Here is a 23,999-nt window from a genome sequence, read left to right as displayed (position 1 = left end):
TTTTGAAAATAGCCAAAATTAACTTTTAAAGTTGGCTTGTTATGATGGTTTTGAATGGCGGTTTTTAACGATGAGAGTTGATGAAATTTCGCTGGCGGTGAATTTATTATTAGCCAGCACAATTAAGCCAAACCACCGCCAAATTAAGCGCAGCTTTACGCATTTTAGCCCAGATTTTGCCAAAAAAGCAAACGCCCCATCATAAATTTGGCAAACTTTGTGCAGTTTTGACTTGCCTAAATGCCGAAGATTGGTAAAATAGGCTTGTGTTTATTGTATGAATTTTGCCAGCGTGTTTAGCTATGTGATTTTAGGTTACGCGCCCAGCCTTTGAAGGAATTGTTATGCAAATTGAACGTGAATCTATGGAATTTGATGTGGTGATTGTCGGTGGTGGGCCAGCAGGCTTGGCTGCCGCCATTCGCCTAAAGCAGCTTGCCAATCAAGCAGGCATGGACGAATTTATGGTCTGTGTGCTTGAAAAAGGCTCAGAATTTGGCGCGCACACCTTATCAGGCGCAGTGATGGAAACACGCGCGCTGGACGAGCTGATTCCTGACTGGCGCAATCTTGGCGCACCCATCACAGTGGAAGCCAAAGAAGACCGCGTGTACATGCTAAACGCCAAAAAAGCCACACGCCTGCCAAGCTCTGTCGTGCCATCAAGTATGCACAACGAAGGCAACTACATCGTGTCTTTGGGCAATGTCGTCAGATGGCTTGCCGAGCAGGCAGAAGCATTAGAAATCATGATGTTCCCCGGCTTTAGCGCCAGCGAAATCCTGTACAACGAAGACGGCTCAGTGCGTGGCGTGCAGACTGGCGATATGGGCGTGAACGCCAAAGGCGAAGCCAAGCCAAGTTTTGAGCCGGGCTACGAACTGCTTGCCAAATACACCATCTTTGCCGAAGGCTGCCGTGGGCATTTGGGCAAACGCCTAATCAGCCGCTTTAATCTTGCCGAAGGAAAAGACCCGCAGCATTACGGCATTGGTCTAAAAGAGCTGTGGGAAATTGACCCAGACAAGCACGAACAAGGCGTGATTTTGCACGGCTCTGGCTGGCCGCTGAGCGAAACTGGCACATCTGGCGGCTGGTTCTTGTACTTTGCCGAAGACAATCAAGTCAGCTTTGGCTTGGTGGTGGATTTATCCTATCACAATCCGCACGTCTCGCCATTTGATGAATTGCAACGCCTAAAACTGCACCCGCTCATTCGCCCAATCCTAGAAGGCGGCAAGCGTCTGTCTTATGGCGCGCGTGCCTTGACCAAAGGCGGCTTGAACAGCTTGCCAAAACTCACCTTCGCTGGTGGCGTGCTGGTGGGCGATGACGCAGGTTTTCTAAACCCTGCCAAAATCAAAGGCACGCACACCGCCATGAAATCGGGTATGCTGGCTGCCGAAAGCATTTTCAAGGCGATTTGCGACAACCGCGCGCACGATGAAGTCATCGAATACCAAAGCGCTTTTGAAAATTCGTGGCTGTTTGAAGATGCGCACGCCGCTCGTAACTTTGCGCCTGCCATGCACCGCATGGGTCAGTGGCTGGGCGGTGCGTTCACTTTCGTGGAGCAGAATCTTTTGGGCGGCAAAATGCCACTCACCATTCATGACAACACGCCAGACTTTAGCCAGCTTGACAAAGCAGACCACGCCTACAAGCCAGATTATCCAAAACCAGACGGCAAGCTCACTTTTGATAAGCTCTCCAGCGTGTTCATCTCAAACACCAACCACGCAGAAGATCAGCCATGCCATCTGCGCCTGACTGACCCTACCGTGCCAATCAGCACCAACCTGCCGCTGTATGCCGAACCTGCGCGCCTATACTGCCCTGCTGGCGTGTACGAAGTGGTGGAAGATGAAAATGCCGAAGGCGGTGCGCGCTTGGTGATTAACAGCCAAAACTGCGTGCATTGCAAAACCTGCGACATCAAAGACCCAAGCCAAAACATCACTTGGGTAACACCTGAAGGCGGCGGTGGCCCAAATTATCCGAATATGTGATTTGGGAAATCGTCCTTTTAACACAAACCGCCCATCAATAGATAGGCGGTTTTTTGGGTTTGTTTTGGATTGATTTGAGCAAATGTCCGATAGGCAAGTTCGGTTGAGTAGAGAATAAGTCGGATTAAACGAAGAATAGGTAAGTTGGGTTAAGCGGAGTGAAAACCCAACAAATTCAAGAGATCACCCTAAAACATTGGGTTACGCTGCGCTAACCCAACCTGCCCACCACTCCAAGTTAAGTTAAATTCACCATCAAAAAATCGCTTCAAGGCGCACAAACGCCCCCAAATGATGGTCTCTGTCCAGCGTTTTTTGATTATAATAACTCAGCTCGCCTTGGGCAAACAGCCAGCGCCGCCACACAGGCTGACGATACACCGCATAAGGCCCGTAGGTGTTTAGGCTTGGGCTGCCATTTTCAATGTCGCCAGACGCGTGCAAACCGTAGCTGAGCGTGCGATCACCAAGCGCACCGCCAAAATTATGGTGCTGATACAAGCTATTACCCCAATGCAAATTTTCGCTGTCTTGATGCGTGTATTCTAGGTGGCTGTGATTGACAATTTGCCTGCTGTCCGTGCCAAACCAAGGCGTGCGTGCTTGGCTGACGCTAAAATTGGTGCGCAAATAATGCTCGCTTTTGATGCCGTAGCGATAAATCTGCTCAAAATGCGTGGACACATCTTGGCTAAGCCGCCAATGCCGCTCGGCTCTTAGGCGCAAATACACATCACTGGTGGAGCGCACGCCCAAATCCACGTCCGTTTCCACACCCAAAGACTCCCTCGCCCTTGACCAGCGCAGCGCCAAAGAAGCGTTGTCCTTGCGTGCTTGGCGTCTGTCAAAACGTGGCGCATCTTTTGGGGTTTCACTCATGCTTTCTGTGCGATCGCCCAAATTTTGGCTTTCATCATCCAAATCATCATCGCCAATCATCACCGACAGCCGATTTTCTAAAGTCGGCAAGCGCAAACGCCCACGAATCCTAGGTTTGACGCTCTCGCCATCGTAGCGGTTGTAGCGGCTATCCACCATAAAGCGCAGGCTTGCAGTGGCAGGTTTGTTCGCATCTGGCTCGCCAAACCAATCGTCAATCTTGGCGGCAGTGCCATTAAGCCAATTTTTCACCCCTATGCGGCGATGATCCACCCAGCCATCATCGGCAGCACCACGATAATGATCGGGTATGGCTGTGGTTTGGTTTGTGGTTGGTTGATTGGTAGTTTTTGGGTTGACGGTTTCTTGGCTGGCGGTTTTTTGATGAGCGGTTTCTTGATTGCTAATTTCTTGGCTAACAACTTCTTGGCTTAAAATTTCCTGCTCAATACCCTGCTCGATTTCTTGCCCAAAAGCCGCCTGCACCCATGCCATGCTTGGCAAAATCGCCAACACGCCAAATGCACGCATTTTATGGCAAGCCATTTTTACTGTAAATTTCACCACCATTCCCCTTGTTGATTTTATCGCGCGCCACATTTTGCCAGCGGCGCAATCCGTGCTAACGGCGCAGTAAGCGATCGCCAAACATAAACAACACAAGTCCAGCAAGCATCACCAAAAGCCCTGCGTATTTTTGCCAAGACAGCGTGCGCACAGGCATTTGAATCAGCCCAAAGCCGTCAATCACCATGCCAGCAATCAGCTGCCCCACGATAATCAAAAACGCCATATTGACAAGCCCAATCTTTGGCGCAAGAAAAGCAGTCGCAAAGACAAATACCGCACCAATCGCACCGCCCAGCCAGCGCCACCACGCCTGCGAGCCGATGTTTTGCGAAATGGCGGACAAATCCGACTGCCACAGCACCGCCACGCCCAGCACCAGCGTACCGATGGCAAACGAGAAAAACGCCGCCGCCAACGGCTGAGCGCCCAAGCCAGCTGCCAGCCGTGAATTGATGGCTGCCTGCACCGCAATCCCAAGACCGATGGCAAAGGCAAAGATGTAATAGAAAATTGCCATAAATTGATTATTTGTTGGTTTTTGGTGGGTATTGTAGCACGGATTAGCAAGGAATACTTAACGCAAAAAAACGCTCTGTTTGCACAAAGCGTTTTTCAATACTCAAATCAGCGTTTCAATCACTGGATAACACACTGCTTCAAGGTCGGAGAACCGATAATCTCGCCATCGCCACGGCAAATCATCACCACATCTTGACCTTTGCTTAACGTTGCTGCTTTTTGGGTAAATTCATCATCGCCAGAAGCCATTACGGTCTCAAACTCACTTTTGCCAATCAATCGAATATTTGCTTCATCACCAAGACCGCTGTCAATGGACGCAACTTTTCCGCTCACTTGCAGCAGCTTGCCTTTGTATTTTTGGTCGCCTGCAACTTCATTGGCATCGTAATCTTGGTACAAAGTTCTTGCGCTCACCTCCATCGGCACTTCAGTTTCAATTTCGACTTGAGCGGTGTCAGTGGCTGCGCTTGTGTCGCTTGTTGCGGTGTCATCGCCAGCAAAAATCGCAAACAATACAAATAAAACCACCAATCCTAAAACGATTTTTAACAAAGTTTTCATGCATTACTCCCGTATCAAAAATTAGCAAATGTTCTTTTTATTCAACCATTTATCGGCAAACTTTTTTAGATTTGCTGATTGTGCCGTCTTTGCAGAGAAATTTGCCATCAGACGTGCAAGTTTTAATACCGCCTTTCTTGCCGCTACAAGGCTTATTGCCTTTTGCGTGAGCGGAACCAGTTGCCAACAACGCTGTTGCAACAAACAAAACCAAAGCCTTTTTCATGCCAATCTCCCATCAAAGCCAAATAGAACAATATTTAAGACAACTTTTAGAATGAAAATTACAAAAACTAAGTAATTCTTAGTTTTTAGAAATACTAAGTTATTCTTAGTGTTAAGTCAAGATAAAAACTAAGAAAATTTTAGTTTTGATTAGACGCAACTTATTATGACGGCTCACACCGCCAATATCTTTGCTCAAAGGCTAAAACTTGCCAGAAAAGCAAGGAAGCTTTCTCAAGAAAAGCTGGGTATTTTATCAGGCATAGACCCATCGTCAGCCAGCGCTCGCATGAACCAATACGAGCGCGGCAAACACACGCCTGACTTTCTTACATTGTCAAAAATCGCACACACGCTAGAGTTGCCCATCGCCTATTTTTATGCCGAAAACGATGATTTGGCTGATTTAATCCGCCATTTTCACCGCAGCGATGATGTGCAAAAACTTGAACTACTCACATTCATCAACCAACAAAAAACGCAACCCACCTAAATGGATTGCGTTTTGATGTTTTTTGGCAGATTATGAATTCATCATCAGATATTCAAACGCTGCCAAACCAGCTTTACTGCCTTCGCCCATGGCGATGTTGATTTGCTTGAATGGTACGGTAGTTACGTCGCCACAAGCGAACACGCCTTGCTTGTTGGTGCGGCACTTAGCGTCAATCTCAATCTCGCCTTGTGCAGTTACGTTCACCAAGCCTTTCACCACTTCTGAGTTTGGTACCAGACCGATTTGTACAAACACCGCTGACAATGGCAATTCTTTGTTCTCGCCAGACACACGGTCTTGGTAGATGAGCTTGGTTACTTTGCCGTTTTCTGCCACGATTTCTTGGGTGGCGGCAGAGCGAATGATGTCGATGTTTTCACGCGCTTCGGCTTTGTCTACCAGCACTTGGTCAGCACGCAAAGTATCGCCAAATTCTAGCACGGTTACATGGTCCACGATACCTGCCAAGTCCAGCGCTGCTTCCACGCCAGAGTTGCCGCCGCCGATAACCGCTACAGGCTTGCCTTTAAAGAATGGGCCATCGCAGTGTGGGCAGTACGCCACGCCATTACCGATGTTTTCATCTTCGCCTTTCACGCCAAGTTTACGCCATTTTGCGCCAGTGGCGATGATTAGCGTGCGTGAAGTCCAGCTTGCGCCAGTGTTTAGCGTTACTTGATAGCCGCCTTTCACTTCTTCAATGCTTGACACGCTTACATGCTCTTTTACGGTGATGTTGTATTCTTTGATGTGCGTGCTTAGGTTTGCCGCCAGCGTGTTACCGTTGGTCAATGGCACAGAGATTAGGTTTTCAATGTCTTGAGTGTCTTTCACCTGACCGCCAATACGGTCAGCTACGATTGCCACACGCAAGCCCTTACGCGCGGTGTAAATCGCCGCTGCCGAACCTGCTGGGCCGCCGCCGATAACGGTAACGTCTTGAGTTTCTAGCTGCTCGACTTCGCCTGCGCTTAGCAAATCTGCGTATTCTGATTGCAATTTGTCAATGATGCGCGCGGTGTCTACTTTGCCATTCAAGAATGGCTTGCCGTTTAGGAATACCGCTGGCACGCCTTGAATGTTGTTTTTCTCAACCAATTCAGGGAACACGCCACCGTCAATCATTTCGTTTTCAATGCCGTCATTTAAGATGGCAAATTGGTTCAACGCTTGCACCACGTCAGGGCAGTTGTGGCAAGACAATGATACGAAAGTTTGGAATTTTAGCGGTTTTTGAATGCGTTTTACTAGGTCTTGAATGCCTTCGTCAAGTTTTAGCGTGTGGCCGCCCGCTTGCAAAATCGCCAAAACCAAAGACGTGAACTCATGACCACCCGGAATACCACTAAACACGATGCCAGTGTCGCGATTTTCAGTGGTGATTTTAAAGCTCACAGGCGACAAATCAGTGTCTACAACGGTCTTATCAAAGCCGATTTTATCGCTGGTGCTTGCAATTTTTTCAAGAAAATCAATCAGTTCAGCACGTTTTTCATGCTCACCTTGACCGATAATCATTTGGATTGGGCGAGTCATGTTTGCGCTGTATGACTTGATGGCGTCTAGCAAAGATTGGTCTAGCATAAGAATCTCCTAATGGCAAATTTGGCTTGATGGCAGCTTGACTTGCGCGCATTTATTTGCACAAGCCAAACCACATACAATGTTAATCTTAAATCCATTATAGCGTCAAACTGGGCAAATGAAAATTTGGGAATTTCAAACATGGCGATTATAAAAGCCAAATCACCACGCAAGTTTTGTAAATTTTATCAATCATTTAAACGCAGCACAAAGCACTCATTCAGCGCGCAAAAAGCATAAGAAAACCGCAAATAACCTTGCCAACCGCGCATATTCTTGCTAATATACCATTAAAAGAAAATAATTTTGTTTCCACCATTTAGGAGAGCATTATGCTACCAGAATATCGTGAATTGATGACCAAACTAAAGTCTGAAGGCGACCTACACTTCATCAAACTGTTTGACGAGCACAACGATCTTGACACCGAAATCACCAACCTAGAAAACGATCCTGTGCAATCAGCCAGCCGTGCAGACGAAATCGAAGCGATGAAGCGCAAGAAATTGGCACTAAAAGACGAATTGGCGCAATACCTAGCGACCAAAGCGTAATTGAGCATTGCCCTAAAACCCAGCCTTTTGGTTGGGTTTTTTGTTGTCCAGCAAATCTTCATCAAAACTCAAACCAAACCAACACCAAAACCACCGCAGAACAAAAACCCCACCGATTTATATCAGTGGGGCCTGCTTTAGTCAGACTAAAGTCTAAAAACTAAGCCAATCCTTAGATTTTACCTACTAGGTCTAGGCTTGGTTTTAGCGTTTCTTGACCTGCTTCCCATGCTGCTGGGCAAACTTCGCCGTCGTTTTCACGAACGTATTGAGCAGCTTTTACTTTACGCACTAGGTCTTTTACAGAACGGCCGATGCCTAGGTCGTGGATTTCTGCTACTTTGATTAGACCTTCTGGGTCTACTAGGAAAGTACCACGAAGTGCAGCGTGCTGACCTTCAATCATTACGTTGAAGCCACGAGTGATTGCGCCAGTACCGTCGCCTAGCATTGGGTATTTTACTTTAGCGATGGCTGGAGAAGCGTCGTGCCATGCTTTGTGCACGAAGTGAGTGTCAGTAGATACTGCGTACACTTCTACACCAAGACCTTTTAGCTCTTCGTAGTGGTCAGCCATGTCTTCAAGTTCGGTTGGGCATACGAAAGTGAAGTCATGTGGGTAGAACATGAATACTGCCCATTTGCCAAGCACGTCTTTGGTAGAGATGGTTTTGAAATCACCGTCTACAAATGCTTCGGTGGTGAATTCTGGGATTTGTTGATTGATGATCGCTGTCATGTGAGTCTCCTAAGTGACAGTGGTGAATGGTAAGAATGTTTGGCGATAAACCAAGCAAAACTTTAAAACAAACCGTAAGTCAAATTGCGTGTAAGTTGTATTGCCAAACTTAGCATGAAATCTGACACAAGCTGGACTAAACGCTTAAACTAAGCTAAGTATAGCACGGCTTTTTGACAAATGTTTGACAGTTTTTACTGCCTTTTAAGCGCTTTTTTAAGCACTTGGCAAACATTTGACGGCTGCTTTTGGCAAGTTTTACGCTGCTTTATGCAAAGCTAATATGCTTATCATAACAAAAAACGACATTTTATGCGGTTAAAAGTTTTAATTTTTCTGTTTGATTTTATTAAACTTGGCGTGCAAATGGTGTAAAATATACCAAAAATCACTCACAGCGAGAAAAGTCATGATTACCCTTCGTCAATTAGAATTTGCGCTTGCCGTTGCCAAGCACAAGCACTTTAAACGTGCCGCCGAAGAATGCAACATCTCACAATCTGCGCTCAGCCTTGGCATTGCCGAGCTAGAAAAGCAGCTGGACACGCAAATTTTTGAGCGCAACAACAAACAAGTGCTGATTACTCCCATTGGCGAAGAGCTGCTTGAGCGTGCGCAGCGTGTTTTTAGTGAGATTCACGATCTCACCACGCGTGCGCACAGCCATCAGATTCCGCTGGCATATCCGATGACCATCGGCATCATTCCTACGGTTGCGCCTTATCTTTTGCCGATGGTGCTGCCTGCGCTTAAATCCGCTTATCCAAATTTTGAGCTGTCTGTGGTGGAAAAACAAACCGAGCGGCTGATTGACCAAGTGCGCTACGGACACATTGACACCGCCATCATCGCCCTGCCATATCCTGTGGAAGGCTTGCACGTTTTTGAATTTTGGGCGGAAGATTTTTTTGCGATTTTCCCCCAAGGCGATGAACACGCACAGCTCACCCATATCACGAGCGATGAGCTGACGCGCGCCAATCTTTTGCTGCTGGGCGAAGGGCATTGCCTGACTGACCAAGTGCTGTCGGTGTGTGCCATGAATAAAGGCGAAATTCGCTCTGGCTTTAGCGATGCCAGCCTAAATACCATCATTCAAATGGCGCTGGCTAGCATGGGGACAACGCTGGTGCCACAAATGGCGCTGTCGCAAATCATGAGCAGCCAGCCTGTCAAGGCAGTGCCGCTGACCGAAAAAGGCCCGCACCGCCGCTTAGCGTTCATCACTCGCCTAAATTATGCACGCGTCAATGACGTAAAAATCTTAAGCGATGTGTTTGAAAAAACTTTGCGCGCGCATGAAAATAAGGCGCAAGAATAAGCTGGAAAACTAGAATAAATGGCGGCAAGTTGGGTTGGCAAAATCCAGTCCAACATCAAAATAAAACCGCCATTTTTACCATTAAGCCGTCTTTCGTTATCGCTTAAATTTGCGCATTTTCGCTAATTTGTATTTCGGTGAATTGGCAATTTGACCGATTTAAAACCGCCAAAAATCACAACGCCGCCACGCCGCCACGTTTTAAATAATCGTGCCAAAAACGATAATCAGGCATGGCAGCTTGCACACATTGCCAAAACGCTGCGCTATGATTGGCGTGGTGCAAATGGCACAGCTCATGCACGAACACATATTCCGTGCATTCATAAGGATACGCCGCCAAATATACCGACAGCCAAATCCTCTTATCTCGGGTATTGCACACGCCCCAGCGGCTCGTCATCTTTTTTAGGCGGATTTCATGGGCGGATTTTCCCACGACAGGCTGCCATTTTTGCGCAAGCTCGGCAAGTTTTTCAGTCAGTGCCTGCCGATACACCCACAGCACAAGCGCATCGTCAGACGTATTGGCAAGTTTGCGCGGCGACATACCAAAGTTTGCTGCCGTTTGCCGCACATCAAAAGGCTTGCCCCACAGCAGCGTTTTTTGTTGGGCGGATTTTCGTTGTAATTTTTCGCTTGCCGCTGCCGCCCACGCAAGTCTCTCACCAATCATCGCAATCAGCTCATCATCACTAAGCCACACAGGTGCGCTGACGTGTAGCTCGCCTGCCTTGACACGAAAATTCACACGCTTGACAGACTTTTTTTGCACATATAAGCGCACGCCACGCTCGGCAAACTGCTGCGCCAAGGCTTCAATGCGTGCTTTGGTGTCGCCTTGCGCTGATGACGTGCTGCGATGAAAACGTGAGAATAATGAATTTAGCATGACGATTGATGGATTTTATGGACGAAATTGGCGTGATTGACAAGGTAAAATTGTATCATTGAATGTAGGCTTTCGCAAAACCGATGATAAACTTGCCAAACTTACGCCAAAATCAGTTTTCATAAAGTTTAACGACAAACAAAACCCCTGCACAGCCAAGCCATGCAAGGGTTTTTATCAAAACGAAAACCAATTAGTTTACGTTTTGTGGTGCAAGAATGGTCATTTCTACGCGGCGGTTTGGTTCATAAGTAGAGCCAAATTGCGTGGTTGCGCCACGACCATAAGAGTCGATGCGGTGCGCTGATACGCCTTGGTTTACTAGGTAGCGTGCCACTGCGTTTGCACGGTTTTGCGACAACGTTCTGTTGAAATCAGCGCTACCTTCAATAGACGCATAACCATTGATTTGTACGGTGGTTTGGTCGTACTGTTTTAGTGTACTTGCCACTTGGTTTAACGTTTGATAGAAGCCCGGCTTGATGTCATGCTGCGCCACGTTAAAGGTGATGGCTTCTGGCATAACTAGGTTGATGTTGTTAGTTTGTGGGTCGCGAGTAACCTCAATGCCTGTGCCAGCAGTTTGCTGTTTTAGCTGTGCTTCTTGGCGGCTCATGTATGCGCCCACGCCAGCGCCCAGTAGCGCACCGATGGCAGCATCACGGCCAGTTTTCTCGCCGCCAGTGGCTTTTGAAATCGCTGTACCGCCCAATGCGCCAGCCAATGCGCCAATACCTATTTTTTTAGCGGTTTGGTTGTTTGCGACAGAACCCGTGCCACCAGTGCTTGCGCAACCAGTGATAACAAGGCTTGATGCCAATGCAGATACAGCAAGTAGTTTCATTTTATTATTCATGCTAAACTCCTAGCAAATGATGGATTTGTACAACTTTGTGTTTTATACAACTTTATGATTCACGCAATCAGCCGATTTTTGTTTTTGACCGCTTATGCGTTTCGTTGATGGCATTATGCAGGATAAAACTTGCCAAAATATTTTGTGTTTGTCGTTGTTGCGTAAAGTTTTGATGAAGTTTTAACGACAAATCTTGCCAAGCCTGCACAAAATTCACCCAGCTTTCATCAAAAATTCGCTCGCAATCTTAAACCATGCAAGGCTTTGGCATAAAGATTACAAGCGTTCACTATTGTTGCTGAATTTTATTCGTCCGCACGTTCAAGCCTGTGATTTTGTATCAAAATTTTTCATGATGGCCTACATTTTCTTAAAATTTGCCGAAAATTTCGCCAAAAATCAGCGAAATATTTACCAATTATTTGCTAAATTACACCCAAAACTTAAAAACCACCCCAAAATCCGCCCAAAACACACATTCGCCACACTTTTTATGCGGTTTTTGTGCCGTCTTTGGCAAAAATTTGCTACAATTTGCAATAACGCCAAACTGGTTTGGCAATCGCACGGGTTTAAAAGTTGGTTTAAACAGCACAAACCAGACCAAAAAACACCGCCAAACCATTAAAATCTAAACTTTTAATAATCTGACAACCATAATTTGACGACACCATGACACGCACCACTTTGCCATTTTTTCAAAAACTGCACGAACGCTCGCCACGCTTGGCACAAAAGCTCTCTTTGGTTACTGGCACAGGCACCATCGCCGCCAACAGCCTTTTGATGAGCGTGCCTTTGTACACCGCTGGGCTTGCCAAGATGTTTGCCAAATCTAAAATTGCCGACCAAACGGTGATTAACATCGCTAAGCAGTGGATTGCCACAAATAATCTGATGATTGATAAGATTTTGCCTGCCAAAGACTGGCGCATCAGCCTGCCTGACAATCTAAAACCAGACGGTAAATACCTTTTGGTGTGCAATCATCGCTCATGGGTGGACACCAGCATCATTCAGTACATCAGCGAAGACCGCCTGCCGATTACGCGTTTTTTTGCCAAGCATGAGCTGCTTTATATCCCTGTGGTTGGGCAGACCTTTTATTTTCTGGATTTTCCGATGATGAAGCGCCACAGCAAAGAAGCCATCGCCAAAAATCCTGCGCTGGCAACACGCGACCTTGACGAAGCCAAGCGTGCGTGCGCCTTGTTAGAAGACAAGCCCTTTGTGCTGCTCAACTACCTAGAAGGCACGCGCTTCACCGCTGAAAAACACGCCAAACAAAACTCACCGTATCGCCATCTGCTCAAGCCAAAAGCAGGCGGATTTGCGCTGGCGGTGAGCAGTCTTGGCGATAAGATAGACGGCATTTTGGACATGACGCTCGTCTATCCTGACGGCACGCCTGAATACAGCGATTTGTGGCAGGGTAAACTGACACGGCTTGCGGTGGACATTCGTCCGCTGCACATGAGTGATGCGCTGTTTGCCGATTTAAAAGCGGGCAAATACGACACCGATGCCACCACCAAAGACGCGCTGTTTGCATGGCTTGATGAAGTTTGGCAAGCCAAAGATAAGCGCATTGATGAAATGCTTGCGCAATTTGACTAAAACACAGCCCTAAGCCGCTATTTAAGCCAAAACTTAAACCAAGCGTGGCGCAATCATGCTTTTTGGGTGTGCTTGGCTTGAATGCGCTTGGCTGAAACTTGATTAACTGGGCTAAATTTAGCCCTAAATTTAAGTGCGATTTTGTTAATTTATTTGCCGATTTGCCGCTTAAAATTTTGCAAAATCCGCCAAATCTTAAGCCATAAACTTAAAAGCTGCGTAAGCTTTAAACGCATAACCATAAAAACAACCATGACCGACACACAAACCATCACTCACGAAAACCAAACCGCCAATCAAGCCGCACGCCAAAACAGCCAAACCGATGGCGAATTGGTGCGTATGTATAAAGAGCGCCATCACGACGAGAAGCCTAACAAAGCTAAGCTCGCCTACGACATCGCCATGCTGGGGCTACTCATCGTGGATTTGCTGCTCATTTTGGGCGATAACATCTTGATGAGCCAGCTGACCACGCAGGCGGCAAATTGGCTTGGCGTGCGTGCATGGCTGGAGATTTACCAAAGCCATTATCACGTTGGTGTGGCGGCGGTGGGCGGCGCATTTACGCTATTTTGGGTGGCGGAGCTGCTCGTGCGCTGGGCGCTTGCCATCGCCAAAGGCACTTATTATCGCTGGTTTTTCTTTCCGTTTGTGCATTGGTATGAAGTGTTGGCGTGCTTTCCTGCGCTGCGTGCGCTCAGACTGCTGCGTGCGGCGATGATTGTGCGCCGCCTGCATTTGATGGGCGTGCAAATCATTCCTAAACGCTGGCTAAATTCTGGCATTTTTTATTATCAAGTGGCGCTAGAAGAGCTGTCTGACCGTGTGCTTTTAACGGCGGTGAATAATATGCGCACCCAACTTGCCCAACCAAACAGCCGCCTGCTAAAAGCCACCCTGGAGCGCAATCGTGATGAGCTGGAAAACCTGATTTTCACCTTGCTCAAAAAAGAGCTAACTCCGAAACTACACAGCGCCTTCACCCAGACGGCAAGTCCACAGCTTGCCAGCGATGTGGGAGTGGCGGTGGAACAAGCACTGCTTGACACGCCAGAGCTGCGCCGCTATCTAAAACTCATTCCCATCGCAGGCAGCTTGATTGAAAATCAAATCACCCACGTTGGCAAGCACATTGGCGAGAACGTTACCACCGCCATCAATGGCTATTTGTTTGATGAAAATACGCTAAACGCACTCATGCGCCAAATCGCACAAGGCATTGTCAGCATTGACACCACACGCCCAGAGTTACAAAAATTCGTCTGCGATGTAGTAACAGACGCGCTGGACGCTTTTGAAGCACAAATCAAAATTCAGCAATGGAAACACAAGCAAGATGTAGGATTTTAATTATCGCTGACAAAACCCTAAGTTAAATTTGGCAAATTCAATAAAAACACCCCAAAGCCATCACGCCTTGAGGTGTTGTTATGAAATAAATTATGAAATGACTTTGGCTTAAAATAACTTTAGCTTAAAATCGCCTTGTCCATATCAATACTACTCACCTTGATTTGGCAATAATTCCAGCTCAAGCAAACGAATGTAGCGCCCTTCTACGTCCACCACAGTGATTTGCCAATCGCCAATCTGCACCACTTCGCCCTGCAAATCGCTCACCGCACCTGCCGCCTGCATGACCAAGCCGCCCATGGTGTCCACTTCGGTGTCATCAAAATTCGTTCCCAGCTCATCATTGCAATCACAAATCAGCGTGGCAGCTTGCACCAGCCACACGCCTGCTTTTTCTGGGTGGGGAATGATGTTATTGATGTCGCTGTCTTCGTTCAAATCGTCGTGTTCGTCCACGATGTCGCCAACAATCTCTTCAAGCAAATCTTCCATCGTTACCACGCCTGCCACCGAGCCAAACTCATCAACGACAATCGCCATATGCACCTGCGCACGCTGTAATGAGCGCAAAAGCGTGTCTGAGCGTGCCGTCTCACTGATGAATAGCGGCTTTCTGACGATGTCGGCAAGGCGCAACGCCACTTCTTTGCCCGCCAAACGATCACGCATGATGGGCAGCAAGTCCTTGGCAAGCAAAATGCCAAGCACCGCGTCATTATCATGGCTGTCAATCACAGGATAGCGCGAATGCTCGGTCTCTAGCACCACCGCCAAAATATCCGCCAAATCGTCATCGCTGCTGATGGCGGTTACTTGCGGTCTTGGCGTCATGATTTCACGCACCTGCGTGGCTGGCAAATCCAGCACACCTTCTAGCATATCCACCGTGTCAGGCTCTAAAAACTGGCGTGAATCTTGCACCAATTTTAATAAATCGTCTCTGGTTTCAGGGGCGGTAGACAGCCAGCGTTTTAGCCCACGCATTGACCAGCTGCTAGAATTGTCGTCAGACATGGCGGTATTGTTTTCCTTTAGATTGATTAAAAACAGTTTAATTAAAAATAAGGTTAAAATTAAAAATAGGGTTAAAGTTGCATTGCGTCTGACATCACATCGCTTGGGCAACGTCAAAAGCGCAAACTGACACAAAATCCAGCCAAAGTGGCGAAATTTTGCCAAGTTTTGCTCAATTTAGCGGATTTTTGGCAAATTGGCAAGTGGCAACTCAAAAATCTAAAACATTTTAAAGAAAAATTTGTCATTCATCAGGCAAAACATCGCCAAAATCACACTTTCACCCAGCGAATCACCCGCTCTTCAATCTCGTCATCGTCAAAATCCAGCTCGCTCACCACACGCCCTGCCGTCCCCACACGCGCCAAGCCCTTGATGTGCGCTGCTTCACCTGCGATGAGTCTGTGCCAGCCTGGCAAACCTTGCCCCAAATACAAGCGTTTATAAGCGCAATGCCTTGGCAGCCACATCATCTCTGGCAGCATTTGCGCGGTTAAATTGATACAATCAGGCACAAATTGACTGCGGTTTTCGTAATCTTGACACAGTCCTGTCTGGCAATTTAACAAACGACACGCCACATCGGTGTACTCGGTGTAGCGTGGGTCATCATCGTCCAAAAACTTCACCAAACAGCACGCACCGCAACCATCACACAGCGCCTCCCATTCAGCTTCGCTCAGCGCATCAAGCGAAAACCTCTCCCAAAACCGCTCACGCAAAGCGGTGGATAAAGTCGGCAAGGCGGCTGATGGCTTGGTGTTCATGGTGTAAATTGAGCTTGGTTGGTTTGGGTTTTCTAAATTTTGCGCTTATTATAACAAATTTGGATAAATTGCGCGTCCGCCCTTTTCACTGGCGTAAAAATTGGGTATGATGAAAGCAAATTTCATGGTAAAGCCGTTTACAAAATCATTTTTAAACCAATTTTAAAATCGGTTTTAAAACTGCACTTGCAAATCTGTTTTTTAAAACCAACTTTTACATCAAGGAGCTGTTATGACAATTCGCACGCAAACTCTCGCCACCACCGCTGCCGATGGCACGGTTTTATTAAGCCACGTCGCCCTGCCAGATGGCAGCACGCCTGTCGCTGGGATTTTGGTTGCGCCTGAATGGTGGGGCGTGGTCGAGCACCCAAAAAGCGTTGCCGAGCGTCTGGCGCAAGCTGGCTTTGCAGCGGCGGTGATGGACGTGTACGGCGACGGCAAATTCACCACAGACGCTGCCACCGCAAACGCTTGGATGACGGACGCTTTGAGCAACCCAATGGCGCTGATGGATCGCTGCGCACGCATTTTGGCGGATTTTGCTGCCTTGCCAGAAGTGGACAGCGCGCGCATTGGCGTGGCGGGTTTTTGTTTCGGTGGCAAACTAGGGCTTGATATGGCGCGCCTAGCCCAGCCCATCAAGGCGGTGGCGACTTTCCACGGCAACCCTGCACCCATCAAACCTGCCGAAAAAGACGTATTCACCGCAAGCGTACTGGTGGCGCATGGTGCGGCCGACAGCATGGTGTCCATGCAGGCGATTGACGGGCTAAAAGATGAGCTTGCCGCAGCGGACGTGCGCTTTGAAATTGACGTGTATGACAACGCCAAGCACGGCTTTAGCAACCCTGCCGCTGACGCACGCGCCGCCGAAAATGGCGTGGATCTTGGCTACAACGAAGCCGCCGCAGTGGCAAGCTGGGATAAAATGGTGGCATTTATGCGCAAAGAATTGGCGTGAGGCGCTCAGTCTTTGATTGATAATTTATCGCCAAACCGCTTATCTGATAAAGATGGGCGGTTTTTTGATTGGTGACAAGGATTAGGCTAGCAAGGCGCAACCCAACATTTCAGACAAACCTTTATCTCACACCGCCGCCAAAACCGCCGTCAGCACCTGCCAATAAGTCGCCACCGTGCTGATTTGCACTTTTTCTTCTGGCGAATGGGCGTTTTTAATTGTAGGGCCGATAGACACAATGTCAAGCTGTGGATGGCTTTGCTTAATCAGTCCGCATTCTAGCCCTGCGTGAATGACCTTAATTTTTGGCGGTGCGCCCAAAATTCGCGCATATTTTTGCGCAGTCAAAGCCACCAAAGGCGAGCTTGGCTCTGGATTCCAGCCGACATAATCACCCCAAAATTTCGCCTGCGCACCTGCCGCACTTGCCACGCTGTCAAGCACATCAAGCACGTCCGACTTGGCTGCTTCATCAAGCGAACGCACCAAAAGCGTTGCTGACAGCGCATTTTCATCAAGACTTGCCACGCCAAGCGACAACGACGTCTCCACCGTATCGGCAAGCACATCGCTAAAACGCACCACGCCATTTGGCAAAGCGTTTAGCAAATCAATCACCGCCGCTGTGCTGTCAGCATTTAGCATTTGGCTGGGCGATGAATTGGGTGATGAATTAGGTGATGAATTAGGTGATGAATTAGGTGATGAATTAGGTGATGAATTAGGTGATGAATTAGGTGATGAATTAGGTGATGAATTAGGTGATGAATTATGTTTGTGAACACTCAGCGCAAAATTTGGCTCAGCCGCCAAAAGACGCTGGCGCATGGCGTCATGCCAAGCAGCAATGCCAGCTTGCGCATTCGCCAAATCAGCGCGCGCCACACCAAGCGTGATGTGCGCTTCTCTGGGAATGGCGTTTCTTAGCGTGCCACCAGCCAAGCTGACGATGCCAAATTGACTTGGCGGATTTGTCTGACTTTGCACCAAAACGCTGCGCTTGCCCAGCAAAGTTTTTAGTAAACTTGCGGCAAGTTTGATGGCATTGCTGCGGTTTTCATGGATGTTTAGCCCAGAATGCCCACCTTTTAGCCCTATGATTTTTACATCAAGCAGCACCACATCATCAGCGCAAGACTGCCACACCACAGGCAAGTGGATGTCCGCGTCCACGCCGCCAGCACAGCCAATGTACACTTCGCCAATCTCTTCGGTGTCGGTGTTAATCATCAAAGATGCGCTCAACTCTCCAGCCTTAAGCTCTTTTACGCCAACCATGCCCGTCTCTTCAGTCATGGTCAAAAGCACTTCCAGCGCAGGGTGCGCCACGTCCGTGCTTTCTAACAACGCAAGACAGCTTGCCATGCCGATGCCATTATCCGCGCCCAAAGTCGTGCCTATCGCCATCAGCCAGTCTGAATCATCAGCGCACCGTTGTAGCTTGATTGGGTCGGTCAAAAAATCGTGCGCTGTGTCGGCATTGGCTTGCGGCACCATGTCAAGATGCGCTTGCAATGCCACCGTTGGGCGTGATTCATAGCCTTTGGTGGCGCACTTTTTGATGATGATATTGCCCACATCATCACGGTGCGCGGCTAAGTTTTGCGCCTTTGCCCAGCGCATGATGTCGTCCGCCAAAGCCGCTTCGTAGTGGCTTGGGTGCGGTATGGCGCAAATGCGCGCAAACCATCGCCACAGTGCCGCCAAATTTGGCTCGCTGGCAAAAGGCGCAACCACGCTGGCATTGTGCGCAAAAGCGTCTTGAAAGATAGGCTTTAAATCCGTCATGGCAAACCTCTAAAATGACATTAAATGGCGTTGTGGCGATTGGTGCAGCTTGGTAAATTTATCCGACTTTATCCAACAAACTTGCTTGGCATACTTATTTGGTTAATTTTTCTTAACAAATTTTCTTAGCAATTTTTACTTCGTAAATTTGCCCAAGCAACTTTTAACGCAATAAACGCCCAGCAAGTTTTGCTTAGCAAGTTTAGTAAGTTTACTGCTTGCCCACTGCCGCACGCAGCAAATTCGCCGCTTTTGCCAAAGAATTTTCCACATCGGCATACTCAAGGCTGCTGCCCGCAATCAGCTGCTCAGCTGGCGTGTAAGCTACAGTTACTTGCCCATTCGTCTCAGTAACCAAAACTTTTAGTGGTAATTGTAAAGCAAATAGTGGGTCTTTGACCATCAAAGGCGTACCCGCTTTTGGCGCACCAAAAATAATCACGCTCGCAGGCTGCATGGCAAGTCCTGCTTTTTCGGCAGCCGCCTGATGGTCAATCACCGCAAAAACGGTCATGCCTTTGTCTTGGACGGTGTCTTGAATGGTGCGCACAGTGGTCGCAAAATCATAACGGCTGGCGAAAGTCTGGGTAGTCATGGCGTTCTGAATGGCTGGTTTAGCTTGGGTTTGGATAGGATTTGCGGCAACTTTGGTCGTGCCAAGTTTGTGGCTGACGCTTGGCGCAGCGCACGCGGTTAGTGCCACAGCCGCCGCTGCGATGAATGCAAGTTTCATAGTTTCCCCGTTTTGGTTGGTGAATTTCGTTGATAAATAAATTTGATATTTATGGCGGCATTGATTGACTTGGCAAATCATCGCCACTCAAACAGCCGCCATAATCGCCAAACAGTGTATCACAGATGGCAAATTTGCCCAAATTTTTCTTTCAATGACTTAGTTTTAATGCCTTGTTTTAATGCCTTGTTTTAACAACTTGGGATTAACACATTCAACCCAAATTGTACGGCTTGATTTGCCGATAACTCAAGTTTAAACCCAAACTTAGTCAGCGGCAAATTTGTGCAAATCCACAGGCGTTTTATACGGACGATTGGGCAGCTCTTGCACGAGTTTTGGCACAAGATAGCCAGACACGCGCGCAAGCAGCTGCCAATAAATCGCCACCGCCTGCGCCATCGGCACATCAAAATGCGCCGCCCCAGCCACCTTATCCAAAATGTGCAAATAATACGGCATGATACCAGCGTCAAACAGCGCATGACTGAGCGCAGCCAGCGTCTTAGCGTCATCATTCACTCCTTTTAGCAGCACCGTTTGATTTAAAAGCACCACGCCAGCTTGCTTGAGCGCTTGGCATTTTTGTGCAAACGTTTCGTCAATTTCGTTGGCGTGATTGATGTGCAGCACCATCACAATGTGCTTGGGGCAATTTTTTAGCATATCCAAAAACGCATTGTCCACACGGCTTGGCAGCACCACAGGCAGCCTTGTGTGAATGCGAATGGTTTTGATATGTTTAATTTTGGCAAGTTCATCAAGCCACTGCGCCAAACGCCGATTGCTGACGTTCAAAGGGTCGCCGCCAGACAGCAAAACTTCATTGATTTTCTCATCCGCCGCCAAATACGCCAAAATCTCTGCCTTCACCTGCGCGCTTGGCATATTGCTTTGATAATCAAAATGCTGACGAAAGCAATAACGGCAATGCACCGCACACGCCCCAGTCAGTGTAATCAGCGCACGGTTTTGGTATTTGTGCAATAAGCCCTTGATGGGATTTTGCGCATTTTCCGCCAGCGGATCAGTGCTGTAGCCTGCTGCAAACATCGTCTCATCAAGCTGCGGCAACACCTGCAAAAGCAAAGGATCGTTCGGATTTTTTGGCTGCATTTTCGCCACAAACGCCCTTGGCACACGCAGCCCAAAACGCTTCGGCGTAAAACTTTGCACGTCTTTAGCGGACAAATCCAGCAGCCCAAGCAGCTCGTCCACATCGCTCACCGCATTCGCCAGCGCCTTTTGCCAGTCGTCCATATCTTTTACATCATCTTGCGCACTGTTGTCTTGTGCGCATTGATTTGGCAAATCAGCATCAACCATGGCAAGTTTATTGACGCTTGGCACGCCATTTTTTGATACATCATTGCTTAATGCACCGTTTAACGCAGCTTTTGGTGTGGTTTTTGGCGATAATGTGGGCGATGGCGACTCGCACGATGAAAAATCAGACTTAAACATTGTTTTTATTTTGACAAAATTTAGTGAAAATCGCTATAATAGGGAGTTTTGAGAAAAACGTATTATAACGCATTTTGGCTGAAGTTTTGGCATTTGCTGCAGCGATTTTCTCCCAACCCATCATTTTCATCACTATTTATATAGGTGCTTTTTAATGGCAAGTTTTTCTACAAACGACTTTAAAGCTGGCTTGAAAGTCATGCTTGACGGCAACCCTTGCGCCATCTTGGAAAACGAATACGTTAAACCGGGTAAAGGTCAAGCCTTCAACCGCGTAAAACTGCGCAACCTACGCACTGGCAAAGTGCTTGAGCAAACCTTCAAATCAGGCGACAGCCTAGAAGGCGCGGACGTTGTGGATACCGAAATGGATTATCTGTACAACGATGGCGAATTTTGGCACTTCATGGACCCTGAAACTTTTGAGCAAATGCAAGCCGACAAAAACGCCATGGGCGACGCGGCGCAATGGCTAAAAGAAAACTCAAACGCACGCTGCACCATCACTTTGTTCAATGGCGCACCATTGTCAGTAACGGCACCAAACTTCGTAGAACTACAAATCGTAGAAACCGATCCGGGTGTGCGTGGCGACACGTCAGGCGGTGGCGGTAAGCCTGCACGCCTAGAAACTGGTGCGGTGGTGCGTGTACCATTGTTCGTACAACAAGAAGAAATCGTAAAAGTAGACACCCGCACAGGCGAATACCTATCTCGCGTGTAATTTTGGCGCATCGCCAACGCAAAAAGGACGGTGATTGCCGTCCTTTTTTTATGTCCAATTTATTGCAACAGTTGGTTTTAACACAAGGTTTTTAAACTTTTAATTACTAAAACCATCAACTTTTCGCCAAAATACTCAAACACTCTGCCGCCATAATCATGCCCACCGTGCTTGTAACCACAACTGCCGAGCCATAGCCGCCGCAGTTTAGCCCACTTTCGCACGCCGTAACTTTCTTGAGCTGCTCGGTGGAATACACACATTTTAGGGCGAATTTTTCTTTGAGTTCTCGGTTGATGCCCTTATCTCGCAATTTACTGCGCAATCTTGCCAAAAGTGGGTCTTGGCTCACGTCCTTTAAGTCAGCAACTTTAATCTGCGTTGGGTCGGTTTTACCGCCTGCGCCGCCAGAGATGATGAGCTTCAATTTATTAAATCGGCAATGCACCGCAATCGCAAGTTTGGCACTCATATCGTCCACACAGTCCAGCACCACGATTTGCCTGCCTTGCGCCCGTAAAAGCTGCATATCATCTTTGCTTGGCAAAATTTCTTTGACGTTATCTGCCGTCAAAAAATCATCAATCACATTGACAGTGATGTTTGGGTTGATGGACTTGGCACGCACCGCCATCGTCTCAGCTTTACTTTCACCGAAAGTTTCACTCAAAGCTGGCAGCTGGCGATTGACGTTACTTTCCACCAGCACGTCCAAATCCACCAAAGTCAGCTCGCCCACGCCCGTGCGTGCCAAGGCTTCCACCGTCCAAGAGCCTACGCCGCCCACGCCAATCACAAAAACGTGCGCACTGGCAAACTTCGCCGCCGCATCGCCATATAAATTACGCACGCCCACAAAGCGGCGGTCTGCCTGTGTCAAATTCGTACTCATATTTTTACTAATCACGCATCGCCCACGTTTGGCGCAGCGCTTCATTGCTATTTTCCCATAAAATTGGTGCAAGCTCGTCAGGCGGCATAGCAAATATACTCGCCAGCTCGTGCAGCACATACGGCAAGTTGGCAGGTTCGTTAAAATGATTGCCGTCAATTTGGCACGGCACAGGCATCATATCAGGGCAATCCGTCTCAATCACAAAGGCGGACGCACCAAATTTTTTAAACACCGCCAGCACCGCATTGCGCAATTTTTTGGCGTTTGGATTGGTGATTTGCCCTGTAATGCCCAGTTTAAATCCCATTTTCACAAAAGCCAACGCTTCGTTCTCGCCACCACTAAAACTGTGAGCAATGCCGCCTTGCTCATGCGCCTGATAACGTGTTTGTTTTAAAATTTTTAGCACATCGGCGTGCGCCTTGCGAATGTGCAGCAAAATGGGTAAATCGTGCGTCTTGGCAAGATGAATCTGCTCAATAAAAAACTTTTGCTGCTTGGTAAAATACTCATCGCTCGCCAAAGTCTTATCATAAGTGTCCAGCCCAATTTCAGCAATCGCCACGCTGTTTGTGCTGGCAAGATAGCGGTCCACCAGCGTCAAATCGTCATCACTATGCTCACGAATGTACAAGGGGTGCAGCCCCACCGCACAATGCGCCTGCGGTACATCTTGCCATGCACTCATCTGCCTCTGCACGCTCGCCATTTGCTCAAAATATTTCGCCAAAAAACCAATCAGTACCAAATGGCGCACGCCTTTTTCCCATGCACGCTTGGCGTATTGCTGGCGTTCATCGGCATATTCTGGCACATCAAAATGCGTGTGCGTGTCAATCAATAAAGGCATTAACAATCAATTTTCTCCAAATTTCCACGTCTTTCAGACAGCACGCCATGCGCATTCATCACCACTTGATAAGCCAGATTTTGATTTTCGGTGCAATATTTGATATGTCCATAATGCCCGCGTGGCTTGCCGTTATCACCCATGAACTTCATGTGATGCCGCCCCAAAGACGAACGCATATCAATATAGCCATATTTTAAAGACAAAGGCTGACGACTGATTAAAAAATCTTTATCGTCAAAACGATTATTCATATTACGATCAACAAACACCACAAAATCCTTTTGCCCTGTTTTATTGCACGTCTGCGCATCGTCCATCGCACAGATAATCACGTCTTTGCCTTGCGCAATACTTTCAATTTTTGCCAAGCGAATGGCTTCTTGGATATGGCGTTTGGTGGCTTGCGATTCTAAACGCTGCATCATGCCATCATAAGCAGGCATGGCAAACAATGCCAGCACTGCCACAATCGCCAGCACAACCACCATTTCCAGCAAAGTAAATCCCTGATTTGCCACACAACATTCCTTTTATGATCCAATTTGGCAATTCTACCACACCCCACCCCCTCCCCACAACAAAAACCCCCACCATTCCGGCAGGGGTCTTTAAATAA

At 47.8% G+C, this 23,999-nt stretch carries 25 protein-coding genes; 9 read left to right on the top strand and 16 right to left on the bottom strand.

The features are described 5' to 3' along the window. The first annotated feature begins 70 nt into the window (after nucleotides 1-70). Both B0181_RS12445 and B0181_RS04145 read left to right on the top strand, forming a co-directional pair. Nucleotides 71-205 carry a hypothetical protein gene (locus B0181_RS12445; protein WP_281271112.1) on the top strand — a complete coding sequence of 45 codons (135 nt, stop codon included), beginning with the start codon at nucleotides 71-73 and terminating at the stop codon, nucleotides 203-205. A gap of 139 nt (nucleotides 206-344) precedes the next feature. After that, nucleotides 345-2,009, top strand: coding sequence for an electron transfer flavoprotein-ubiquinone oxidoreductase (locus B0181_RS04145; protein WP_078276229.1), 1,665 nt, complete (start codon nucleotides 345-347; stop codon nucleotides 2,007-2,009). 255 nt (nucleotides 2,010-2,264) lie between these two features. On the opposite strand, the gene B0181_RS04140 is transcribed toward B0181_RS04145, so the two are convergent. The 4 genes from B0181_RS04140 to B0181_RS12205 all read right to left on the bottom strand — a co-directional run bounded on the left by B0181_RS04140 (nucleotide 2,265) and on the right by B0181_RS12205 (nucleotide 4,767). Then, nucleotides 2,265-3,452: a hypothetical protein gene (locus B0181_RS04140; RefSeq protein WP_143821571.1), complete on the bottom strand. Its 1,188-nt coding sequence runs from the start codon at nucleotides 3,450-3,452 to the stop codon at nucleotides 2,265-2,267. Nucleotides 3,453-3,510: 58 nt separating this feature from the next. After that, nucleotides 3,511-3,975: a DMT family transporter gene (locus tag B0181_RS04135; RefSeq protein WP_078276227.1), complete on the bottom strand. Its 465-nt coding sequence runs from the start codon at nucleotides 3,973-3,975 to the stop codon at nucleotides 3,511-3,513. A 119-nt stretch (nucleotides 3,976-4,094) separates the two neighbouring features. After that, nucleotides 4,095-4,541 carry an OB-fold protein gene (locus tag B0181_RS04130; RefSeq protein ID WP_078276226.1) on the bottom strand — a complete coding sequence of 149 codons (447 nt, stop codon included), beginning with the start codon at nucleotides 4,539-4,541 and terminating at the stop codon, nucleotides 4,095-4,097. A 49-nt stretch (nucleotides 4,542-4,590) separates the two neighbouring features. Continuing rightward, nucleotides 4,591-4,767: a YdcA family protein gene (locus tag B0181_RS12205; RefSeq protein WP_169835761.1), complete on the bottom strand. Its 177-nt coding sequence runs from the start codon at nucleotides 4,765-4,767 to the stop codon at nucleotides 4,591-4,593. 165 nt (nucleotides 4,768-4,932) lie between these two features. Between B0181_RS12205 and B0181_RS04125 the strand changes: the two genes are divergently transcribed. Continuing rightward, nucleotides 4,933-5,259, top strand: coding sequence for a helix-turn-helix domain-containing protein (locus B0181_RS04125; RefSeq protein WP_078276225.1), 327 nt, complete (start codon nucleotides 4,933-4,935; stop codon nucleotides 5,257-5,259). A 30-nt stretch (nucleotides 5,260-5,289) separates the two neighbouring features. Here B0181_RS04125 and ahpF read toward each other — a convergent pair whose 3' ends face one another. Then, on the bottom strand, nucleotides 5,290-6,846 hold the full coding sequence (gene ahpF, locus B0181_RS04120; protein ID WP_078276224.1) for an alkyl hydroperoxide reductase subunit F: 1,557 nt from the start codon (nucleotides 6,844-6,846) through the stop codon (nucleotides 5,290-5,292). A 332-nt stretch (nucleotides 6,847-7,178) separates the two neighbouring features. On the opposite strand from ahpF, the gene B0181_RS04115 reads away from it, so the two are divergent. Beyond that, nucleotides 7,179-7,400, top strand: a complete 222-nt coding sequence (locus B0181_RS04115; protein WP_078276222.1) for an HP1242/YdcH family protein — start codon at nucleotides 7,179-7,181, stop codon at nucleotides 7,398-7,400. Between the two features lie 172 nt (nucleotides 7,401-7,572). Here B0181_RS04115 and ahpC read toward each other — a convergent pair whose 3' ends face one another. After that, nucleotides 7,573-8,139: an alkyl hydroperoxide reductase subunit C gene (gene ahpC / locus B0181_RS04110; RefSeq protein WP_078276221.1), complete on the bottom strand. Its 567-nt coding sequence runs from the start codon at nucleotides 8,137-8,139 to the stop codon at nucleotides 7,573-7,575. Between the two features lie 409 nt (nucleotides 8,140-8,548). Between ahpC and B0181_RS04105 the strand changes: the two genes are divergently transcribed. Further along, complete coding sequence (locus B0181_RS04105; protein WP_078276220.1) at nucleotides 8,549-9,460, top strand: hydrogen peroxide-inducible genes activator; 912 nt, start codon at nucleotides 8,549-8,551, stop codon at nucleotides 9,458-9,460. A gap of 175 nt (nucleotides 9,461-9,635) precedes the next feature. On the opposite strand, the gene B0181_RS04100 is transcribed toward B0181_RS04105, so the two are convergent. Both B0181_RS04100 and B0181_RS04095 read right to left on the bottom strand, forming a co-directional pair. Beyond that, nucleotides 9,636-10,352, bottom strand: a complete 717-nt coding sequence (locus B0181_RS04100; protein WP_078276219.1) for a M48 family metallopeptidase — start codon at nucleotides 10,350-10,352, stop codon at nucleotides 9,636-9,638. A 193-nt stretch (nucleotides 10,353-10,545) separates the two neighbouring features. Beyond that, nucleotides 10,546-11,208: a YiaD family glycine zipper/OmpA-like lipoprotein gene (locus B0181_RS04095; protein WP_078276218.1), complete on the bottom strand. Its 663-nt coding sequence runs from the start codon at nucleotides 11,206-11,208 to the stop codon at nucleotides 10,546-10,548. Nucleotides 11,209-11,880: 672 nt separating this feature from the next. Between B0181_RS04095 and B0181_RS04085 the strand changes: the two genes are divergently transcribed. Both B0181_RS04085 and B0181_RS04080 read left to right on the top strand, forming a co-directional pair. Then, nucleotides 11,881-12,825, top strand: a complete 945-nt coding sequence (locus B0181_RS04085) for a 1-acylglycerol-3-phosphate O-acyltransferase, YihG family (RefSeq protein ID WP_078276216.1) — start codon at nucleotides 11,881-11,883, stop codon at nucleotides 12,823-12,825. 252 nt (nucleotides 12,826-13,077) lie between these two features. After that, on the top strand, nucleotides 13,078-14,178 hold the full coding sequence (locus B0181_RS04080; RefSeq protein ID WP_143821570.1) for a hypothetical protein: 1,101 nt from the start codon (nucleotides 13,078-13,080) through the stop codon (nucleotides 14,176-14,178). Between the two features lie 150 nt (nucleotides 14,179-14,328). Here B0181_RS04080 and B0181_RS04075 read toward each other — a convergent pair whose 3' ends face one another. Together B0181_RS04075 and B0181_RS04070 are read right to left on the bottom strand one after the other, a co-directional pair. Next, nucleotides 14,329-15,195, bottom strand: coding sequence for a CorC family transporter (locus B0181_RS04075; protein ID WP_078276231.1), 867 nt, complete (start codon nucleotides 15,193-15,195; stop codon nucleotides 14,329-14,331). A 272-nt stretch (nucleotides 15,196-15,467) separates the two neighbouring features. Further along, nucleotides 15,468-15,962 (bottom strand): YcgN family cysteine cluster protein, encoded by a 495-nt coding sequence (locus B0181_RS04070; protein WP_078276214.1) that lies wholly within the window; start codon nucleotides 15,960-15,962, stop codon nucleotides 15,468-15,470. Between the two features lie 232 nt (nucleotides 15,963-16,194). Here B0181_RS04070 and B0181_RS04065 point away from each other — a divergent pair, with 232 nt between their 5' ends. Beyond that, nucleotides 16,195-16,926 (top strand): dienelactone hydrolase family protein, encoded by a 732-nt coding sequence (locus tag B0181_RS04065; RefSeq protein ID WP_078276213.1) that lies wholly within the window; start codon nucleotides 16,195-16,197, stop codon nucleotides 16,924-16,926. A 126-nt stretch (nucleotides 16,927-17,052) separates the two neighbouring features. On the opposite strand, the gene B0181_RS04060 is transcribed toward B0181_RS04065, so the two are convergent. The 3 genes from B0181_RS04060 to epmB all read right to left on the bottom strand — a co-directional run bounded on the left by B0181_RS04060 (nucleotide 17,053) and on the right by epmB (nucleotide 20,707). Next, a complete protein-coding gene (locus B0181_RS04060; RefSeq protein WP_078276212.1) occupies nucleotides 17,053-18,714 on the bottom strand; it encodes an aminoacyl-histidine dipeptidase in 1,662 nt (553 codons plus the stop codon). A gap of 211 nt (nucleotides 18,715-18,925) precedes the next feature. Next, nucleotides 18,926-19,447 carry a DUF302 domain-containing protein gene (locus B0181_RS04055; protein WP_078276211.1) on the bottom strand — a complete coding sequence of 174 codons (522 nt, stop codon included), beginning with the start codon at nucleotides 19,445-19,447 and terminating at the stop codon, nucleotides 18,926-18,928. A gap of 267 nt (nucleotides 19,448-19,714) precedes the next feature. Further along, entirely contained in the window at nucleotides 19,715-20,707 is a 993-nt protein-coding gene (gene epmB, locus B0181_RS04050) for an EF-P beta-lysylation protein EpmB (protein ID WP_078276230.1), read from the bottom strand. A gap of 358 nt (nucleotides 20,708-21,065) precedes the next feature. Here epmB and efp point away from each other — a divergent pair, with 358 nt between their 5' ends. Further along, a complete protein-coding gene (gene efp / locus B0181_RS04040) occupies nucleotides 21,066-21,635 on the top strand; it encodes an elongation factor P (protein WP_078276209.1) in 570 nt (189 codons plus the stop codon). A gap of 115 nt (nucleotides 21,636-21,750) precedes the next feature. Here efp and B0181_RS04035 read toward each other — a convergent pair whose 3' ends face one another. From B0181_RS04035 to B0181_RS04025, 3 genes are read right to left on the bottom strand one after another with little or no spacing between them, the layout of a single operon-like run. Then, nucleotides 21,751-22,527, bottom strand: coding sequence for a tRNA threonylcarbamoyladenosine dehydratase (locus tag B0181_RS04035; RefSeq protein ID WP_078276208.1), 777 nt, complete (start codon nucleotides 22,525-22,527; stop codon nucleotides 21,751-21,753). A gap of 7 nt (nucleotides 22,528-22,534) precedes the next feature. Further along, the gene (locus tag B0181_RS04030; RefSeq protein WP_078276207.1) at nucleotides 22,535-23,380 is read right to left on the bottom strand and encodes a TatD family hydrolase; all 846 of its coding nucleotides are present in this window, start codon (nucleotides 23,378-23,380) and stop codon (nucleotides 22,535-22,537) included. Then, nucleotides 23,380-23,901, bottom strand: coding sequence for a GspH/FimT family pseudopilin (locus tag B0181_RS04025; RefSeq protein ID WP_078276206.1), 522 nt, complete (start codon nucleotides 23,899-23,901; stop codon nucleotides 23,380-23,382). Before B0181_RS04025 ends, B0181_RS04030 begins: the two co-directional genes overlap by 1 nt. Nucleotides 23,902-23,999: the final 98 nt, after the last annotated feature.

It is taken from the genome of Moraxella caviae, assembly GCF_002014985.1.
Taxonomy (GTDB): Bacteria; Pseudomonadota; Gammaproteobacteria; order Pseudomonadales; family Moraxellaceae; genus Moraxella; species Moraxella caviae.
This window is presented reverse-complemented; position numbering and strand designations above follow the sequence as displayed.

Coding starts and splice junctions, on each gene's coding strand:
- B0181_RS04030 (WP_078276207.1), bottom strand. CDS start 23,380: ATGCCTTTATTGATTGACACGCACACGCATTTTGATGTGCCAGAATAT.
- B0181_RS04075 (WP_078276231.1), bottom strand. CDS start 15,195: ATGTCTGACGACAATTCTAGCAGCTGGTCAATGCGTGGGCTAAAACGC.
- B0181_RS04085 (WP_078276216.1), top strand. CDS start 11,881: ATGACACGCACCACTTTGCCATTTTTTCAAAAACTGCACGAACGCTCG.
- B0181_RS04145 (WP_078276229.1), top strand. CDS start 345: ATGCAAATTGAACGTGAATCTATGGAATTTGATGTGGTGATTGTCGGT.
- ahpC (WP_078276221.1), bottom strand. CDS start 8,139: ATGACAGCGATCATCAATCAACAAATCCCAGAATTCACCACCGAAGCA.
- B0181_RS04135 (WP_078276227.1), bottom strand. CDS start 3,975: ATGGCAATTTTCTATTACATCTTTGCCTTTGCCATCGGTCTTGGGATT.
- B0181_RS04115 (WP_078276222.1), top strand. CDS start 7,179: ATGCTACCAGAATATCGTGAATTGATGACCAAACTAAAGTCTGAAGGC.
- B0181_RS04065 (WP_078276213.1), top strand. CDS start 16,195: ATGACAATTCGCACGCAAACTCTCGCCACCACCGCTGCCGATGGCACG.
- B0181_RS04095 (WP_078276218.1), bottom strand. CDS start 11,208: ATGAATAATAAAATGAAACTACTTGCTGTATCTGCATTGGCATCAAGC.
- B0181_RS04105 (WP_078276220.1), top strand. CDS start 8,549: ATGATTACCCTTCGTCAATTAGAATTTGCGCTTGCCGTTGCCAAGCAC.
- B0181_RS04070 (WP_078276214.1), bottom strand. CDS start 15,962: ATGAACACCAAGCCATCAGCCGCCTTGCCGACTTTATCCACCGCTTTG.
- epmB (WP_078276230.1), bottom strand. CDS start 20,707: ATGGACGACTGGCAAAAGGCGCTGGCGAATGCGGTGAGCGATGTGGAC.
- B0181_RS04060 (WP_078276212.1), bottom strand. CDS start 18,714: ATGACGGATTTAAAGCCTATCTTTCAAGACGCTTTTGCGCACAATGCC.
- B0181_RS04080 (WP_143821570.1), top strand. CDS start 13,078: ATGACCGACACACAAACCATCACTCACGAAAACCAAACCGCCAATCAA.
- efp (WP_078276209.1), top strand. CDS start 21,066: ATGGCAAGTTTTTCTACAAACGACTTTAAAGCTGGCTTGAAAGTCATG.
- ahpF (WP_078276224.1), bottom strand. CDS start 6,846: ATGCTAGACCAATCTTTGCTAGACGCCATCAAGTCATACAGCGCAAAC.
- B0181_RS04035 (WP_078276208.1), bottom strand. CDS start 22,527: ATGAGTACGAATTTGACACAGGCAGACCGCCGCTTTGTGGGCGTGCGT.
- B0181_RS04130 (WP_078276226.1), bottom strand. CDS start 4,541: ATGAAAACTTTGTTAAAAATCGTTTTAGGATTGGTGGTTTTATTTGTA.
- B0181_RS04100 (WP_078276219.1), bottom strand. CDS start 10,352: ATGCTAAATTCATTATTCTCACGTTTTCATCGCAGCACGTCATCAGCG.
- B0181_RS12205 (WP_169835761.1), bottom strand. CDS start 4,767: ATGAAAAAGGCTTTGGTTTTGTTTGTTGCAACAGCGTTGTTGGCAACT.
- B0181_RS12445 (WP_281271112.1), top strand. CDS start 71: ATGAGAGTTGATGAAATTTCGCTGGCGGTGAATTTATTATTAGCCAGC.
- B0181_RS04055 (WP_078276211.1), bottom strand. CDS start 19,447: ATGAAACTTGCATTCATCGCAGCGGCGGCTGTGGCACTAACCGCGTGC.
- B0181_RS04125 (WP_078276225.1), top strand. CDS start 4,933: ATGACGGCTCACACCGCCAATATCTTTGCTCAAAGGCTAAAACTTGCC.